The sequence below is a fragment of the Photobacterium phosphoreum genome, from assembly GCF_002954725.1.
Taxonomy (GTDB): Bacteria; Pseudomonadota; Gammaproteobacteria; order Enterobacterales; family Vibrionaceae; genus Photobacterium; species Photobacterium phosphoreum.
Window position 1 is genome coordinate 1,196,685 of sequence record NZ_MSCQ01000001.1, and the last position, 16,967, is coordinate 1,213,651.

The 16,967-nt window shown below is 37.3% G+C and carries 17 protein-coding genes; 8 read left to right on the plus strand and 9 right to left on the minus strand.

Going from position 1 to position 16,967, the window contains the following annotated elements:
- The first annotated feature begins 521 nt into the window (after positions 1-521).
- Together lysM and BTO21_RS05290 are read left to right on the plus strand one after the other, a co-directional pair.
- Positions 522-953 carry a peptidoglycan-binding protein LysM gene (lysM, locus tag BTO21_RS05285; RefSeq protein ID WP_045029072.1) on the plus strand — a complete coding sequence of 144 codons (432 nt, stop codon included), beginning with the start codon at positions 522-524 and terminating at the stop codon, positions 951-953.
- Positions 954-974: 21 nt separating this feature from the next.
- Positions 975-1,427, plus strand: a complete 453-nt coding sequence (locus BTO21_RS05290) for a YidB family protein (protein ID WP_045029074.1) — start codon at positions 975-977, stop codon at positions 1,425-1,427.
- Positions 1,428-1,517: 90 nt separating this feature from the next.
- Here BTO21_RS05290 and BTO21_RS05295 read toward each other — a convergent pair whose 3' ends face one another.
- Positions 1,518-2,357, minus strand: a complete 840-nt coding sequence (locus BTO21_RS05295; RefSeq protein WP_045029076.1) for a class I SAM-dependent methyltransferase — start codon at positions 2,355-2,357, stop codon at positions 1,518-1,520.
- A 466-nt stretch (positions 2,358-2,823) separates the two neighbouring features.
- On the opposite strand from BTO21_RS05295, the gene BTO21_RS05300 reads away from it, so the two are divergent.
- Complete coding sequence (locus BTO21_RS05300) at positions 2,824-4,056, plus strand: SGNH/GDSL hydrolase family protein (protein WP_065192909.1); 1,233 nt, start codon at positions 2,824-2,826, stop codon at positions 4,054-4,056.
- 73 nt (positions 4,057-4,129) lie between these two features.
- Here BTO21_RS05300 and BTO21_RS05305 read toward each other — a convergent pair whose 3' ends face one another.
- From BTO21_RS05305 to BTO21_RS05340, 8 genes are all read right to left on the minus strand, one after another.
- Positions 4,130-4,699 (minus strand): beta/gamma crystallin-related protein, encoded by a 570-nt coding sequence (locus BTO21_RS05305; RefSeq protein ID WP_045029077.1) that lies wholly within the window; start codon positions 4,697-4,699, stop codon positions 4,130-4,132.
- A gap of 400 nt (positions 4,700-5,099) precedes the next feature.
- Positions 5,100-6,263, minus strand: coding sequence for an alpha-hydroxy acid oxidase (locus BTO21_RS05310; RefSeq protein WP_045029079.1), 1,164 nt, complete (start codon positions 6,261-6,263; stop codon positions 5,100-5,102).
- A 321-nt stretch (positions 6,264-6,584) separates the two neighbouring features.
- Positions 6,585-6,992: a SufE family protein gene (locus BTO21_RS05315; protein ID WP_105026717.1), complete on the minus strand. Its 408-nt coding sequence runs from the start codon at positions 6,990-6,992 to the stop codon at positions 6,585-6,587.
- A gap of 3 nt (positions 6,993-6,995) precedes the next feature.
- Positions 6,996-8,213, minus strand: a complete 1,218-nt coding sequence (locus BTO21_RS05320) for a SufS family cysteine desulfurase (protein WP_045029081.1) — start codon at positions 8,211-8,213, stop codon at positions 6,996-6,998.
- On the minus strand, positions 8,203-9,465 hold the full coding sequence (gene sufD / locus BTO21_RS05325) for a Fe-S cluster assembly protein SufD (protein WP_045029082.1): 1,263 nt from the start codon (positions 9,463-9,465) through the stop codon (positions 8,203-8,205). Before sufD ends, BTO21_RS05320 begins: the two co-directional genes overlap by 11 nt.
- Positions 9,443-10,186 carry a Fe-S cluster assembly ATPase SufC gene (gene sufC, locus BTO21_RS05330; RefSeq protein ID WP_045029084.1) on the minus strand — a complete coding sequence of 248 codons (744 nt, stop codon included), beginning with the start codon at positions 10,184-10,186 and terminating at the stop codon, positions 9,443-9,445. Before sufC ends, sufD begins: the two co-directional genes overlap by 23 nt.
- Positions 10,187-10,192: 6 nt before the next feature.
- Complete coding sequence (gene sufB / locus BTO21_RS05335) at positions 10,193-11,656, minus strand: Fe-S cluster assembly protein SufB (RefSeq protein ID WP_045029085.1); 1,464 nt, start codon at positions 11,654-11,656, stop codon at positions 10,193-10,195.
- 3 nt (positions 11,657-11,659) lie between these two features.
- On the minus strand, positions 11,660-12,028 hold the full coding sequence (locus tag BTO21_RS05340) for an iron-sulfur cluster assembly accessory protein (protein ID WP_045029087.1): 369 nt from the start codon (positions 12,026-12,028) through the stop codon (positions 11,660-11,662).
- A gap of 206 nt (positions 12,029-12,234) precedes the next feature.
- Between BTO21_RS05340 and nrdH the strand changes: the two genes are divergently transcribed.
- From nrdH to BTO21_RS05365, 5 genes are all read left to right on the plus strand, one after another.
- Positions 12,235-12,462: a glutaredoxin-like protein NrdH gene (nrdH, locus tag BTO21_RS05345; protein WP_105026718.1), complete on the plus strand. Its 228-nt coding sequence runs from the start codon at positions 12,235-12,237 to the stop codon at positions 12,460-12,462.
- The gene (gene nrdI, locus BTO21_RS05350) at positions 12,450-12,851 is read left to right on the plus strand and encodes a class Ib ribonucleoside-diphosphate reductase assembly flavoprotein NrdI (RefSeq protein ID WP_045029088.1); all 402 of its coding nucleotides are present in this window, start codon (positions 12,450-12,452) and stop codon (positions 12,849-12,851) included. Before nrdH ends, nrdI begins: the two co-directional genes overlap by 13 nt.
- Positions 12,848-14,983, plus strand: a complete 2,136-nt coding sequence (gene nrdE, locus BTO21_RS05355; RefSeq protein WP_045029090.1) for a class 1b ribonucleoside-diphosphate reductase subunit alpha — start codon at positions 12,848-12,850, stop codon at positions 14,981-14,983. The genes nrdI and nrdE overlap by 4 nt, the downstream gene beginning before the upstream one ends.
- A gap of 12 nt (positions 14,984-14,995) precedes the next feature.
- Complete coding sequence (gene nrdF, locus BTO21_RS05360) at positions 14,996-15,970, plus strand: class 1b ribonucleoside-diphosphate reductase subunit beta (protein WP_045029092.1); 975 nt, start codon at positions 14,996-14,998, stop codon at positions 15,968-15,970.
- A gap of 188 nt (positions 15,971-16,158) precedes the next feature.
- A complete protein-coding gene (locus tag BTO21_RS05365) occupies positions 16,159-16,929 on the plus strand; it encodes an SDR family NAD(P)-dependent oxidoreductase (RefSeq protein WP_045029093.1) in 771 nt (256 codons plus the stop codon).
- The last annotated feature ends 38 nt before the right edge of the window (positions 16,930-16,967 follow it).

The window sequence follows — 16,967 nt, forward strand, 5'->3', positions numbered from 1 at the left end:
TATCATTAATTTTTCAGCATGGTTTTAATAAAAGGCGTATTACTATGAGAAATTATCTTGTTTTCTCTCTACTATTCATCTCAACCTCAGTCTTAGCTAATAATACTGAGGTCTTAAATTCAAAATTTCATAATCCTGATAACAAAAAAATCACACAAAAGTCCTCTCCACCGACGATTGAGAACAAAGGGGTGATCAACTCTAAATTTCATCATCCTGATAATAAAGAACATCATGTAATAAAAAGATCAAAAAATACCCCCTCTTCTACTTCTGCTCTTTAGTTAGCTCATTATTACTATATTTAACAATGAGCACGATAATGTGCTCATTGACTGTACTGTTTATCCTGTAATTACAAATATACATTCTTGAAATGACACCCGCCATTGATCAAAACTCATTCTATTCGCAACATCAAAATACCTAAAAAGAATAAACAAAGCTCACTATTCTTATTTTTTGGACTAAGCTTGGTAACAACATTCGTATTTACTACCAAACGACAAGGATAGAATAATATGGCATTACTTGATTTTGTACGTGATATTGGCAATAAATTATTCAGCAATGAAGATGAAGCACCAGCAAAAATAACTCAACATATTGAAAATAATAACCCAGGCTTAACTAATTTAAGTGTTGAGGTTAAAGATGGCGTAGCGACTCTTTCAGGTACAGCAGATAGCGCCGCAGCGAAAGAAAAAGCTATTTTGATGACTGGTAATACTGCAGGTATTGAATCAATTGTTGATAACATTGATGCACCAGCAGCAACTGAAACAGTAAACTATTATGAAGTTAAATCTGGTGATAGCTTATGGAAAATAGCGGAAAACACATTAGGTAATGGTGCTGATTATCAAAAAATATTCGATGCTAACCAAGAAGTGATTATCGATCCTGACAAAATATTTCCAGGTCAAAAACTGCGTATACCAACGATGGCTTAATAGAATATAAAGGTGAAATTAATGGATATTAATCAACTATTACGTATTGGCGCCCAACTGTTTTCGCAATCTCAAGCAAATACCACAGGATTAAACGAAACTACGATTACTTCAGCATTATCACGTTTATTTGGTGGTGATAGCGATGGAAAAGGCATTGATTTACAAAGTATTATACAATCACTTAATGGTGCAGGGTTAGCCAATATTGCAGCATCTTGGCTTGGTAATGGTGATAATGCCGCAATTTCAGCCACAGATATTGGGAATATTTTCAACGCAGACCAACTGTCAAACTTTGCTAACGAGGTTAAATTACCACAGAGTGAAGCAATAACGGGTTTGCAGGAAACACTGCCAGGAATGATAGATAAAGCAAGTCCGAATGGTGATATTGCCGGAGAGCTTTTTCAAGCTGTTGGTGGAATGGATGGACTGCTCAATATAGCTTCAAAAATTTTTGGTAAAAAGTAATATTTCGCATCATCATCTGAAAAGTGAATCGATGCTATTACAACGAATTATCATTAATAATATTATCGATTCCCTTCTTATTTTATCGTATTACTTCTGAGCACTAACGCCCATTAGATGATCTACTTTTTGTATATTCTTAAAGCCAACCGCTTTTAATCGACGAATAACACCGTCAACAAAACCACTGCCTTTTTTCATAATATGTGGATTACCGGTATAGTGGAAAAGACGCCCATCTTGACGTAGCACACGGTAGATTTCGCCATAAAACTCTTCACTATAAAGCTCACCAGCAAGAGAAAAACGTGGTGGATCGTGAATCACTGCATCAAATGACATTGAAGGCATGGTCGTGATCAATTCAAAGCTACTGCCCTGTCGTTGCTCAATGCCTGCATTATTTAAATCACGCGACCAAGGATTGAGTGCGCGTAATCCCATCACCGATTCACTCAGTTCAATGGTCAATACTTTTTTCGCGCCAAGTCGGTGTGCTGCAATCGCTGCGTAGCCTAAACCGCTGCAACAATCGAGTACATTATCTCCACTGCGTACTGCTTGTTTAGCCATATCGGATGCACTTGCAAAAGGATCCGTTCCTTTAGAAATGTGCATCTTAACGCCACTAATTTCGAGTAGTGGTGCACCTTCTGTAGGGGCTAATTTGTAATAGCCAACACTGCGATCTTCAATTGGTTCCATATCGCCATCACTACAAAGATAAATTCTTTGGGTCTTTTTAACGATTTTTTTAAGATCAGCAATAGAAAGTTGATTGTCTTCGTCAAGAATTAAGCCTTGATCAGTAACGACAAAATCCTGTTCTGTAAGATTAAGATCAGTCGAGATTCGAACGCTAGAAAGTCGTTTTCCGATGGCATCTAACACTTGTTGCGCATTTTTTGTATGAAGGTAATAGCCAAGCATAGTTCATTTATCTAATTAGAAACACTGTTGGCATTATAACATAAAATAGAAACGTCAATCTTCATCGTTAACAACCCACTCAGTCTGAATTAAATTGATAATAACGTTACTCTTAATAACACATTCAGCCGCCTTATTTGTGCTATTTAACTCTTCTTATCATCACCACAACATCCTTATTAGTGGTTATTCTATTTTCATGCTTTTATACATCACTGGGTAAAAAATCATTTCTAGGGAGAATATATCAAATAATAAAATGGATGGATATAATAACAATATGGAGTAAATTCAATATGATAAATAGTAAATAAATCAATTTTCTAGAAGAGTATCCCAATTTAGAATATTAAACATGACTCTTATCACAAGCTCTATTAATGTAAAAAAACAATGCGATTATTTACATTGTCTGTGCGTGTTATTTCTAATGTTATTAACACGAATAATTAAATAAAGGACAGTCATGAACAAGGCATATTTGCTATTAACGTTATTATTCCCTTTTGCAGCAACCGCTTCTGATAACGTTCAACATCCTGAAAATCAACCATTGATACAAAAAGTCAACCATAGCAGTAATACCTACACCTATGTAAAATGTTGGTATCGTACCAGTGTCAGCCATGATGAGCCCGCAACTGATTGGGTGTGGGCTAAAAATAGTGACAATAGTTATTATGAACTACCAGGTTATTGGTGGTCATCTATTTCATTTAAAAATATGTTTTATACTGATGTACCGAATAAAGCGATTGCACAACGCTGCGCAACATCTATTGATACAGATAATAAAAATGCAGACATTATTTTTTACGCTTCAGATATAAAAGCATCTTATAGCCATACTATTTGGAGCAATGATAACGTTAATCAACCCAATACAATCAATAGAATCGTCGCTTTTGGTGATAGTCTTTCAGACACAAGTAATACCTTTAATGGTTCACAATGGATATTTCCTAATAGTAATAGTTGGTTCCTTGGCCATTTCAGTAATGGTCTAGTCTGGACGGAATATCTCGCTAATGCTAAAAATCTGCCTTTATATAACTGGGCTGTTGGTGGGGCCGCTGGTGTTAATGAGTATGGTATTCTAACTGGTATTTATGACCAAATTTCATCGTTTAACACATACATGAAATCGGCAAAAAATTACCATATTGAAAACACTTTATTTACTCTAGAGTTTGGTCTTAACGATTTTATGAATTACGATCGTAATATTACTGAAGTCAAAAGTGATTACAGCACTGCACTGATTCGTTTAACAGATGCTGGTGCCAAAAATATTTTACTCATGACATTACCAGATGCTAGCAAAGCCCCACAATTTAAATACGCCACAGCAGATAAAGTCACTTTAGTCAGTCAGCAAATTAAACAATTCAATCTTTTTATAAAAGAACAAGCTGCTTATTATAAACAAAAAGGTATCAACATTACGCTTGTTGATGCATACCAGATCTTTGAGAATGTAACGTCTGAGCCTCAAAAATATGGTTTTGTGAATGCTAAAGATGCTTGTATGGATATTAATCGTAGTTCATCAAAAGATTATTTAATGAGCCATACACTTACTAATGATTGTGCACAACATGGTTCAGATAAGTATGTCTTCTGGGGCGTTACCCATCCAACTACAGCAATGCACAAATATATTGCTAGAAAAATTATTACAACTGTTTCAATAAACTAAAGAGTATTAATACTATCGGCACTAACTTTTGGTTAGTGCCAATTATTTTAGATATGCATGATAGAGTCAGTGATCAAAAAGTGCTTAATATCTTAATTGAGCTTACTTGATTATCGAACCCTGTCGCATTACCATCACCACTATTACGCGTATAATAAACACCGCTATAATTTACACCTTCGTAGAATCTTACTGACCATCCCATAGGTATATCATAAGACGACATTTTATTATCAAAATTATAATCCCCCAAATTAGGAATGTCATGAGTGATCTTTACTGACTCTCCCATTTGATAATTTTGACTATAAATTGAAACACCTTTACCTTTATATCGACCCGTATCACCTTCCGAAACAAGGGATGATTCAACACACTTCGCTTCTTTCGCTTTACAGAAAATACTGCCTTCACCTTGGGATTTTTCACAACGACGTTGCACTTTATAACGAGCCATATCCTCTGTTACGCCAACATCAGCAAAAACATCACGGAATGGTTGCAGTGTACAAACATAAACACGCCCGCTATTACTTCCATTATTATTATGAAGATTATTTACATTTTTGAACTCTAAATGTAAATCCGCATATGAAGCAGTACTGAAACTTAAAAGTGTGGTTAAAAAGATTATTTTTTTCATGACTACTTTCTCAGATATAGCAAAATGATTTATTACTATAAGGTTGATAAACATGCAGCATAATAACACTAAGAGAAATCATTTAATATAATACAGTGTACAAATATGACATTAAAACATCGAAAATATCACTTGTTATGCGTTATTTTTTATAAAATACATATTTAATGATACTTAAATCATTAATTCACTCATGAACAATCTAATTTTATAATATAAAAAATTAATCATAAAGATTAAAAAATTTAATTACTATTAGATAATTTCCTTATGGTGTTTTTTTTAAGGTGTATCGTTAATGAATTAATTGATATAGCAAAAACAAACATACTGCGTTAACGAATAAAAGGTGTACTCAGTACACCTTTTTACCATGCTTATTTATAATATAAACAATCAATCACCAAAGATTCTTAATTTGAGCTAAATGATTAGGCAGGTCTTGTGGTTTTTCACAACATACCTGTTCCATCACTTGTTGAAGTTGTTTTTTCAACATATTCATTGCGTGATAACCTCCATTTTGACCCAGAGCACCCACACTGTACATAAAACTACGACCCATAAATGTAAAGTCCATGCCCGCAGCCAACGTACAAGCAACATCAGAACCTTCTCTAATACCACTATCCATCATAATAGTTGTTTGACCTTTACACGCATTAAGAATTTCGATGCCTTTACTAATGGTTGACGGACCTGCATCCAATTGACGTCCACCGTGGTTTGAAACGATGATCCCATCAAGACCTATTTCAATCGCTTTTTTCGCATCTTCAACAGTCGATAACCCTTTTAGAACTAAGTTACCATCCCACTTATCACGTAACTTACGCACTTTGTCTTCACTTAAGCGTCCATTAAAGGTTTTATCCATAAATAACGCTAAGTGGTGCATGTTCATTGAACCAGACATATATTTGGTTAACGATTTAAATTCCGGCTTGCCTTTAATTAAAGTTTCCAATGCCCATTCAGGAGAAAGCATAATTTGCAGCATATTTTCTGCTGTCATTTTTGGCGGCATCGCCAATCCATTTTTTATTTCTTTAGGACGATAAGCAAAGGTAGGAACATCAGATAATAACACTAAGGTTTTTACGCCTGCCGCTTTACAACGCGCCAGTAAATCATCAGTGATCGCATCATCAACAGGGTGATATAACTGAAACCACATTTTACCTTCAGTAATTTCAGCAATTGTTTCAATTGATGCAGTTGAGACCGTACTCAACACAAATGGCACATTATGATCAAAAGCCGCTTTTGCTAAAATCTCTGGTGCTTGCGGCCAAATTAATCCTTGAAGTCCAACGGGGCTAACACCAAATGGCGCATCATAAGTTTCACCGAATAAAGTCGTTTTTAATGAAACATCTTTATAATCTCTTAAATAATAAGGAATAAGTTCAAGCTTACGAATATCATCAGTGTTTCGTCTTAAACCAATTTCATTGTTACAACCGCCATCTACATATTCAAACGCAAACTTTGGCAACCGTGATTTGGCTTTTTTTCTGAGTAGATCAATAGATGGATATGCAGTATTAAAATAGTCTTTCATGATACTTCCTTTATTATTTTGATAATATTTTCGTTGGAATGAATCGCTGAACTTTGTATTTATATTTCTATTACATATATATCACTAAAAAAAACAAATCACCATGACTTTTATTGACTATAAGTAAAACTTTACATTTCGACATTTAATGTATGAAAACAATATTGATTCTGTTTCTACCAACCAACATTACCTCTGCATATGACACGCTGTATAACCCTAAAACAGTGACTTCATTTTTGGTAAATAAACATTAATAACTTATTATACTAGCCACTATTGGCTAATTTATAATTACTTATATCTCTAATGATAATGTAATTACACACCGCTCATTAATTGTACTTGCTTGATTATCGTTGCTATACCAATCGCACGAGTTGCCGTTAAGTGTTGAGTTAACCCTAATTGTTCAAACCAAGCATCAATATTAAACGCCGCTATTTGCTGGCTCGTTTTTTTATCATAGGCAATAATAATTAACGCCAATAAACCTTTCACAATCGCGGCATCGCTATTAGCTGCAAACTGAAGAGTCGTGTCACTTTTATCTAATGTGATCCAAACCCTACTTTGACAACCTCGAAGTTTATGATTGTCCGTTTGTGCACTTAAAGGTAAACGACAAAAACGATCACCAAGCTCAATAAGGTATAAATATTTATCTTCCCAACTAGTACAACGTTGAAAATTAAGTAATACTTTTTGAGGTGTGATTATTACACTCATGACCTATCCTAATAATGTTTTAATATGTTGCATACGATCAACGAATACGTCCACATCCCGACTGTCGTTATATAATCCAAACGATACTCGACATACAACCGATTGCTGCAAGCATCTTAACAACGGTATTGCACAATGATGACCGGTTCTAATCGCCACTCCGTAATTATCTAAAAAACTACCAACATCAAAAGCATGATGGTTACCTAAATTAAAAGGAATTACTCCCACTCGGTTAGCTGCATTACCGTATATTATTAGAGAGTCAACATGTTGCATTTGTTCTTCAGCGTAACGGATCAATGCCTCTTCATGTGTAACTATGGCATCCATACCAATATGATTAATATAAGTAATCGCCTCACCCAACCCTAAAATTCCGGCAATATTAGGAGTACCCGCTTCAAAACGCCATGGTGATGTTTGGTACGTTGTTCCTATCGGTAATTGGACATCGTCAATCATCGCACCACCACCTTCCCACGGTGGCAGTGTATTAAGCCACTGCTGTGCAATATACAGCACACCAATTCCCGTCGGTCCATACAGTTTATGACCAGAAAAAGCATAAAAATCACAGCCAATATCTTGTACATCAACAGCTTGGTGCATAATCCCTTGCGCGCCATCAATCAATACCGCAGCACCACATTGATGAGCCATTGCTGTTGCCGCTTTAATCGGATTAATACAACCCAGCACATTAGAAATATGTGTTAAGCCTAATAACTTAGTTTTTTTACTCAGTAATTTCTGTAAGTCGTTTAAATCCAATCTATATTCAGCAGTCATTCGCCAAACTTTAATTGTTAGCCCTAACCTTTGAGCTAACATCTGCCATGGAACAATATTTGAATGATGCTCCATCTCAGTAATAATAATTTCATCACCAGTTTGAGCAAACGTTGGAAGGTATGTGTTTGCAACTAAATTAATTGCTTCAGTGGTTCCTTTAGTGAAGATAATCTCATCGTTTGATTTTGCATTGACAAAATTAGTCACCGTTTGGCGAACTTGCTCCATATTGTACGTCGCATTAGCACTTAATCGGTGTATACCACGATGTACTGTTGCATATTCATGAGTATAAAAACGCTGCATGCGCTCAATCACCGCTAAGGGTGTTTGTGCTGTCGCGGCACTATCAAGATAAACAAAAGGCGAAGTCTGCTGATTATTAGTGAGTGTAGGGAAATCATGTCGCCAAGGGCTAGTAATCATTTTCACCCTCCAGTTTTTGCGTTACCTGCCGTAATAAATACTGACGTACATTGGCTAGTGTCACTTTTTCACACACTTGAGCCGCAAAAGCTTTAGTGATCATCTGTTCAGCAAGCGGTTTAGGAATACCGCGCGCTTGAAGGTAAAACACCTGTTCTGAATCTATCTTACCGGTTGTCGCACCATGACTACATTTTACATCATCGGCATAAATTTCTAGCTTAGGGCGACTATTCACTTGTGATGTTTTACTTAACAGCAAGTTATGATTATCCATTTGACCGTCAGTTTTAATCGCGCCTTGATTCACATAAATCATACCGTCAAATACACCAATCCCTTCACCTAGCCCTACAATTTTATGCAGTTGCTGACTGTGACAATGTGGCGCTCGATGACGTAAGAAAGTACGACTATCAAAACATTCACTCGATGTCGGTAATGCCAAACTATTAAAGCTGACATCACATCCCGCATTACCCAATTCAGTGCTTAACTGATGCCGAATTAACTGACCAGATAATAAAAACGTACTGCTACTGACATTAACATCACGGCCTGTTTTTATATCATTATGCGCTAAATGATACTGCTCACTTGCTGCTTCTATTAACTTAATATGTTCAAATCGAGCGCCATCAGCAATCGACGTAGATAATCGAGAAAGCGTTACCCCTTGTGCATCAGGTGATGAAATATGATGTTCAACTAATTGACATGATGCCAATGTTTCAAGCTGCAAGTGATGTCGAATTGAAGTAACTTCCCCTGCTTTACTGTGACTAAAATGGATCAAATAAATAGGCTTATCGACATTAACCTTTGCCGAAATCCTAATACACAATCCATCTTTTGCTGTCGCATCAGTTAACTCAGAGATAAATTCAGGTCTTATTGCATCCTTAATAACATGATCACTCTCTAACCATTGATCAAAACCTTGGATATCAACACCCACAATCACATCTGATAAATCAGGCGAAAATTTGCCATCAATAAAAATAAGTCGATAACCGTCATCTCTCCATAGCGCTAGATTCGATGTTGAAAGCATTGTTACTGGTTTAACTGACGTAAAATCAACATCATTAAATGCAGCCAGTGAAGTATATTTCCAATCTTCGCCAGTCATTGCCGACGAGCCACGCTGCATGATGTTGTTCCAACATCCACGTTGCCATATTGAGTTTTGCACCAATGGTTGTAATCGCATTAAAGCGTGATCAAAATTATTCTGCAGAGATCCAGCCATAACCTTTCTCCTCTAATTCTTTCGCTAAGCGATAATCACCTGATTTTACAATCTTGCCATTCACCATTACATGCACATAATCTGGCTTAATGTAATCAAGAATACGTTGGTAATGGGTAACAACAATAAAGGCACGATTGCCGTCACGTAGTGCATTCACACCATCAGAAACCGCTTTTAATGCATCAATATCTAAACCTGAATCTGTCTCATCTAAAATACAAAGATTGGGTGCAAGTACGGCCATTTGTAAAATATCATTACGCTTCTTTTCGCCACCTGAAAAGCCTTCATTAACCGCACGATCTAATAGCGGTAACGGCATTTTTAATAACTGCGCTTTCTCTGCCAATAGATCGTCAAAATCAAACCGATCAATCTCTTGCAATCCTTTATATTTACGAATGCCATTCAGTGCCGTGCGTAAAAATAATTTATTACTAACACCAGGAATTTCAACCGGATATTGAAAAGCTAAAAATATCCCCTCACCAGCACGTTCATCAGCATCTAATTCAATTAAATCTTTATTATCAAACTCAATCGCACCTTGAGTGATGGTGTAATCCTCTTTACCTGCGAGTGTTGCTGAAAGCGTACTTTTACCAGAGCCATTTGGCCCCATAATGGCATGTACTTCACCAGCACCAACGGTTAAGTTAATCCCTTTTAAGATTGCGTTATCATCCACTGCAACATGTAAATCTGTAATTTTTAGCATAATCAATTAACCCACACTGTGTTCAAGACTAATAGCAAGTAACTTCTGTGCATCGACAGCAAATTCTAACGGTAATTCTGAAAACACATCTTTACAGAAACCATTTACAATCATAGAGATAGCATCATCTTCGCTGATCCCTCGTTGCACACAATAAAACAACTGATCTTCACCTATTCTTGAAGTGGTCGCCTCATGCTCTATTTGAACAGTTGGATTATTTATCTCGACAGTCGGAAAAGTATGCGCTCCGCATTGATCGCCAATCAGCATCGAATCACACTGGGTATAGTTTCGGGCCCCTTCTGCGGTTGCGAGTATCTTTACCAAACCACGATAAGTGTTATCACTTTTACCGGCTGATATCCCCTTTGATATAATGGTCGACTTGGTATTCTTACCAATATGGATCATCTTGGTGCCGGTATCGGCTTTCTGGGAACCATTGGTTAAGGCAACAGAGAAAAATTCACCTACCGAATTATCACCTTTAAGAATGACGCTGGGATATTTCCATGTAATTGCTGAGCCTGTCTCCGATTGTGTCCACGACATCTTACTGTTAGCGCCATCACACACGGCACGTTTAGTAACAAAATTTAAAATACCACCAGCAGTGCCTTCTTCGCCTGCAAACCAATTTTGAACAGTAGAATATTTCACTTCGGCATCTTGATGAATGATCACTTCGACTACGGCAGCATGTAGCTGATAAGTATCACGCACAGGAGCGGAACAACCTTCGATATAACTAACGTAAGCACCTTGATCTGCCACTAAAATTGTCCGTTCAAATTGGCCTGTTTTAGCTTGATTTATTCTAAAATAAGTTGATAACTCACGTGGACAACGCACACCAGGCGGAACATAGATAAACGTCCCATCAGATGCAACAGCAGCATTTAGCGCCGCAAAAAAATTATCGTTAGCTGGCACGACAGTACCTAAGTAACGTTGAACCAATTGTGGGTGCTGCTGAATTGCATCACTGAAAGAGCAAAATATAATCCCAAGTTGACTAAGTTCCTGATGGTATGTGGTTGCCACTGAAACTGAATCAAAAATCGCATCGACGGCAATGCCTGAACCTTCATGGACAGGCACACCTAATTGCTCAAAAGCATCGGCCACTTCTTTGGTTAAAAAATCATTATTGTTATCACTAGGCTCGGCATCATTACACCGATCACAACTTGGTGCTGAATAGTAACTATAATCTTGGTAATCAAGTTCGGGATATGTCGCTTTTAGCCAATGTGGCTCGGTCATTGTTTGCCAATGTTTAAATGCATTTAACCGAAACGCTAACATCCACTCAGGTTCATTTCGACGTGCAGAAATGGCGCGAATAACATCTTCATCAATCCCTTTTTCAAGCGTATCACTGGCAATATCGGTATAGAATCCTTCTTTATAACCTTTATGATTCAGTGCCATATCTATATCTTGTTGAATTTCTGGACTATTCATTCACTAAATTCCAAAGCTTTCACCACAACCACATTCGGTTTTAACGTTTGGATTGTGATAAATAAAAGACTGATTTAACCCCTGCCGAACAAAGTCGATCTCTGTGCCATCAAATATGGGTAAAGCATTTAATACGACATAAAAAACACAACCATTAGATTCAAACCGAACATCATCAACTTGAGTATTCTCTCGTTGTTCTATGACATAGGCATATCCGGTACATCCCGATGTTTTTACCGAAAAACGAACAACGGATCCTGATTGCGATAACGCTAAAATTCTATTAGCAGCAGCCGTTGTAGCCGTCACACCACGCCATGTTTGATCTTGTAAAGAAAACTCTTCTACACCTTGAAAAGGGTTTGTCATTGCCGCATCTCCTGAGCAATAAATTCAAGCCAAATAATAATGATTATCAATTTCAAATCAACCATGAATAATATGCGCCTACTCGCTCGACACACAACAATAACAACATATGGTAAAAATAGATCTTGAGAACACAAGATATAGATGTCAATATGATAATGATTATCGTTTAAATAGTTATTGCCATTAATTAAGTGAGATATTTAATGAGTGTTATCGTTTATTCCAAACCTAATTGCATCCAATGTATAGCAACAAAAAGAGTGCTTGATGCTCAAGGGACTGATTATAAAAATATTGATTTAAGCGCAGATAAAAACGCGCTAGAGACAGTGATCCAACTTGGCTATCGCGAAGCACCTGTGGTGGTAGTTGAAGATAAACATTGGAGTGGATTTCGTCCTGATTTGATTAAGCAGCTATGTGCAAATTAGTCTATTTCTCAAGTCAATCAGGTAATACTCAGCGTTTTATTGAAAAGCTTAATTTGAATGCAATCCGCTTACCTATAAACGCTGAAATCAGCCCCCAAATAACAACAGAACCCTTTATTTTGATATGCCCAACCTATGCCGATGGTTATGGACGTGGAGCAGTACCTAAAAGTGTGATTAATTTTTTAAATAATCCTAAAAATCGGTCATTGCTTAAAGGGATCATTGCGTCTGGCAATCGAAATTTTGGTTGCTTATTCGCCCAAGCTGGCAATGTGATCGCACAAAAATGTCAGGTTCCAGTGCTTTATCGATTTGAACTTGCGGGTACAGAACAGGATGTATTACGGGTTCAAGAAGGACTTAAACGATTTTGGTTAACATTATGAATAACAACAAAAATGATTCAGCAACGCTTGATTATCACGCATTAAATGCAATGTTAAATTTAGTCGATAACCAAGGCGAGATTCAATTTTCCGCAGACAAACAAGCGATTCGGCAGTATTTTTTACAACATATCAATAAAAACACCGTCACCTTCGATAGTTTACGTCAAAAAATCAATTACTTAACACAAGAGGATTATTACGAAACTGCTATTTTTTCAGCCTATTCATGGACATTCTTAGAGCATATTTGGCAAACGGCATTTAAAGCTAAGTTTCGATTTGAAACCTTCCTTGGCGCATATAAATTTTATACTTCTTATGCACTTAAAACACGTAACGGTAAACAATACCTTGAACGGTTTGAAGATCGAGTTGTAATGACAGCCCTATTACTCGCTCAAGGTAATGAAACCCTTGCGATGCAATTAATGCAAGAAATCCTCAATGGTCGCTTTCAACCCGCCACTCCAACTTTTACCAATGCCGGTAAATGCAGTCGTGGTGAGTTAATTTCATGTTTTTTACTGCGCATTGAAGACAACATGGAAAGCATTGGCCGTGCCGTTAACTCATCACTGCAATTGTCACGTCGAGGAGGTGGCGTTGCATTAATGCTCTCTAATCTACGTGGCTATGGCGCACCCATTAAAGGCATTGAAAATCAATCTTCTGGTGTTGTGCCTGTAATGAAATTATTGGAAGACAGTTTTTCATATGCTAACCAGCTCGGTGCTCGTCAAGGTGCAGGTGCGGTTTATCTCCATGCTCATCATCCTGACATTCTACGTTTTCTTGATACTAAACGTGAAAATGCCGATGAAAAAGTACGGATTAAAACGCTAAGTTTAGGGGTGGTTATTCCAGACATTACTTTTGAACTTGCGAAAAATAATCAGCAAATGCATCTATTTTCACCGTATGACATCGAAAAAGTGTATGGCAAACCATTATCAGAAATTTCGATAAGTGCGTTATATCATCAAATGGTCGCTGATGATCGCATTAGTAAAACCCAAATCAATGCACGTCAATTTTTCCAAACACTGGCAGAGGTACAGTTCGAGTCTGGTTATCCTTACATTATGTTTGAAGATACCGTCAATAAAGCTAACCCTATTGCTGGTCGTATTTCAATGTCGAATTTATGTTCTGAAATACTTCAAGTTAATCAAGCATCAACCTATAACGACGATCTTAGTTATCAACATCTCGGGGCTGACATTTCATGTAACCTTGGCTCATTAAATATTGCCAAAACAATGGATGGCAACAACCTTGCACAGTCGGTTGAAATTGCTATTCGTGCTTTAAATGCTGTTTCTGAAATGAGTAATATCAATAGCGTACCGTCGGTCCGTAAAGGCAACGAAGACAGCCATGCTATCGGTTTAGGTCAAATGAATTTACATGGGTTTCTTGCCCGGGAACATATCTATTATGGTAGCCAACAAGCGTTAGATTTTACTAATGTCTATTTTGCGGCGGTACTCTACCATTGCTTGCGAACATCCAATCAACTCGCGATTGAAAAACAAGCAACATTTAAAGGGTTTGAACAATCACAATACGCTAACGGGCAATTTTTCGATAAATATATCGAGAATGATTTCTCTGCTAAAACATCACGAATTAAGCAGCTATTAATCCAATTTAAGCTAGAAACTCCAACTCGACAACAGTGGGAACAACTAAAAAAATCCATCATGGAATACGGCTTATATAATCGTAACCTACAAGCAATTCCACCTACAGGATCAATCAGTTATATCAATAATTCCACCGCCTCTATTCATCCGATTATATCGAAAATAGAAATTCGTAAAGAAGCTAAAATTGGGCGGGTTTACTACCCAGCTCCTTATCTCACTAATGATAATAAACACTTCTATCAAGATGCGTACGAGATAGGTGTGACTGCCATTATTGATACCTATGCCGTTGCCACTCAACACGTAGATCAAGGCTTATCATTAACCTTGTTTTTCCCTGATACTGCAACCACTCGCGATATCAATAAAGCCCAAATTTACGCTTGGAAAAACAATATTAAAACCCTGTATTACATCCGATTACGTCAAAAAGCCCTTGAAGGTACGCAAGTTGAAGGCTGCGTTTCTTGTAGTTTATAAGGAAAAGTTATCATGAACTCTCAAACAACTCGCCCACTTGCGCGTGCTATTAACTGGAATCAGCTCGAGGACGACAAAGATCTCGAAATCTGGAACCGATTAACGGTTAATTTTTGGCTACCTGAAAAAGTCCCACTATCGAACGACATTGAAAGCTGGTCGCAATTAACTGATCACGAACAACAACTAACGATCCGTGTTTTTACTGGGCTAACATTACTCGATACCATTCAAAATACCATTGGTGCGCCAACACTAATACCTGATGCATTAACCCCTCATGAAGAAGCGGTGTTAACCAATATTGCCTTTATGGAAGCGGTACACGCGCGCAGTTATTCTTCTGTTTTCTCAACCTTATGCACTACCCCACAAATTAATGAGGCTTTTAAATGGGCAGAAGAAAATGCACTCCTACAACAAAAAGCACAGCTAATTTTACAACAATATAATGCAGTCGAATCACCACTTAAAAAGAAAATTGCCAGTGTGTTTTTAGAAAGCTTTTTGTTTTATTCTGGATTTTACCTGCCAATGTATTGGTCAAGCCGAGGCAAGCTCACCAATACTGCTGATTTGATCCGCTTAATTATTCGTGACGAAGCTATACATGGCTATTACATCGGTTATAAATTCCAGAAAAAATACCAAACATTGCCAGCAACAGAACAAGCTGAACTGAAAGACTATGCTTTTTCACTGTTATTTGAGTTATATATTATTGAATGTCAGTATACAGAAGCACTTTATAGCAGCGTCGGTTTAGTAGAGGATACCAAGCAGTTTCTCCACTATAACGCCAACAAAGCCTTAATGAATTTAGGCTTTGACCCACTATTCCCTGATGAAGTCTGCCAAGTTAATCCTGTCATCATGGCTGCGTTATCCCCCAATGCTGATGAAAATCATGACTTTTTCTCAGGATCGGGCTCATCATATGTGATCGGTCAAACCGTTGCGACTGAAGATAGTGATTGGAATTTTTAAAACATTAAAAATCAAACATATAGATAAACTACCTACTGATAGGTAGAAATAGTATTTGACGACAAAATAAAATCACCCTATATTTAAAATCAATGAAGCGCAGCATGAATCATCGAATCACATTGCTCGCTTCTTTTTTAAACCACACGGCCTATCAACTAGTAGGTAGACAAATAAAGGATTACATTATGTTCACTACATCATCAATTGCACTTATCGTTGGCGGCTCATCAGGCATGGGTAAAGCCACCGCTGAACGGTTATTAAACGCTGGGGTTCCAGTCATGATTTTATCGCACAATGCCGATAAACTTGCCGCAGCAAAAGCTGACTTAGAACAACGAACTGGCGGTAATGTTGAAACAGCACAAGTTGATTTATATGACCTTACTGATGTAAATACTTTTATTGCTCAACTTGAAAATGAAAACCGTCATATTGGTTACCTCGTTAACGCCGCAGGTTTTTTTAAACCCGTTAGCTTTCTAGAGCACACTGCAAAAGATTATGATCTTCAATTGGATATCAACAAATCATTTTTCTTTATTACTCAAGCTGTTGCAAAAAACATGCAACAATATGGTGGTGGTTCAATCGTAAATATTGGTTCAATGTGGGCTCATCAAGCCATTAAGGCAACCCCATCATCAGCTTATTCAATGCAAAAAGCAGCCTTACATGCGTTCACCCGCAATTTAGCAATGGAATTAGCAGACTACAATATTCGTGCAAATGCAGTCGCTCCAGCTGTTGTCCTTTCAACTATCTATAAATCATTCATTGCGGAAGATGAGATTGAAACCGCTTTACAAGGATTTAATGATTTCCACCCTATTGGGCACATAGGTTCCACCTCCGATATTGCAGATGCAATTGAGTTTTTATTATCAGATAAAGCAAAATGGATCACTGGTACAGTACTTGATGTCGATGGCGGTGTGATGGCGGGTCGTAATTAATCCGTAGAAACACATTCACAAAGCCAAATTCACCGAAA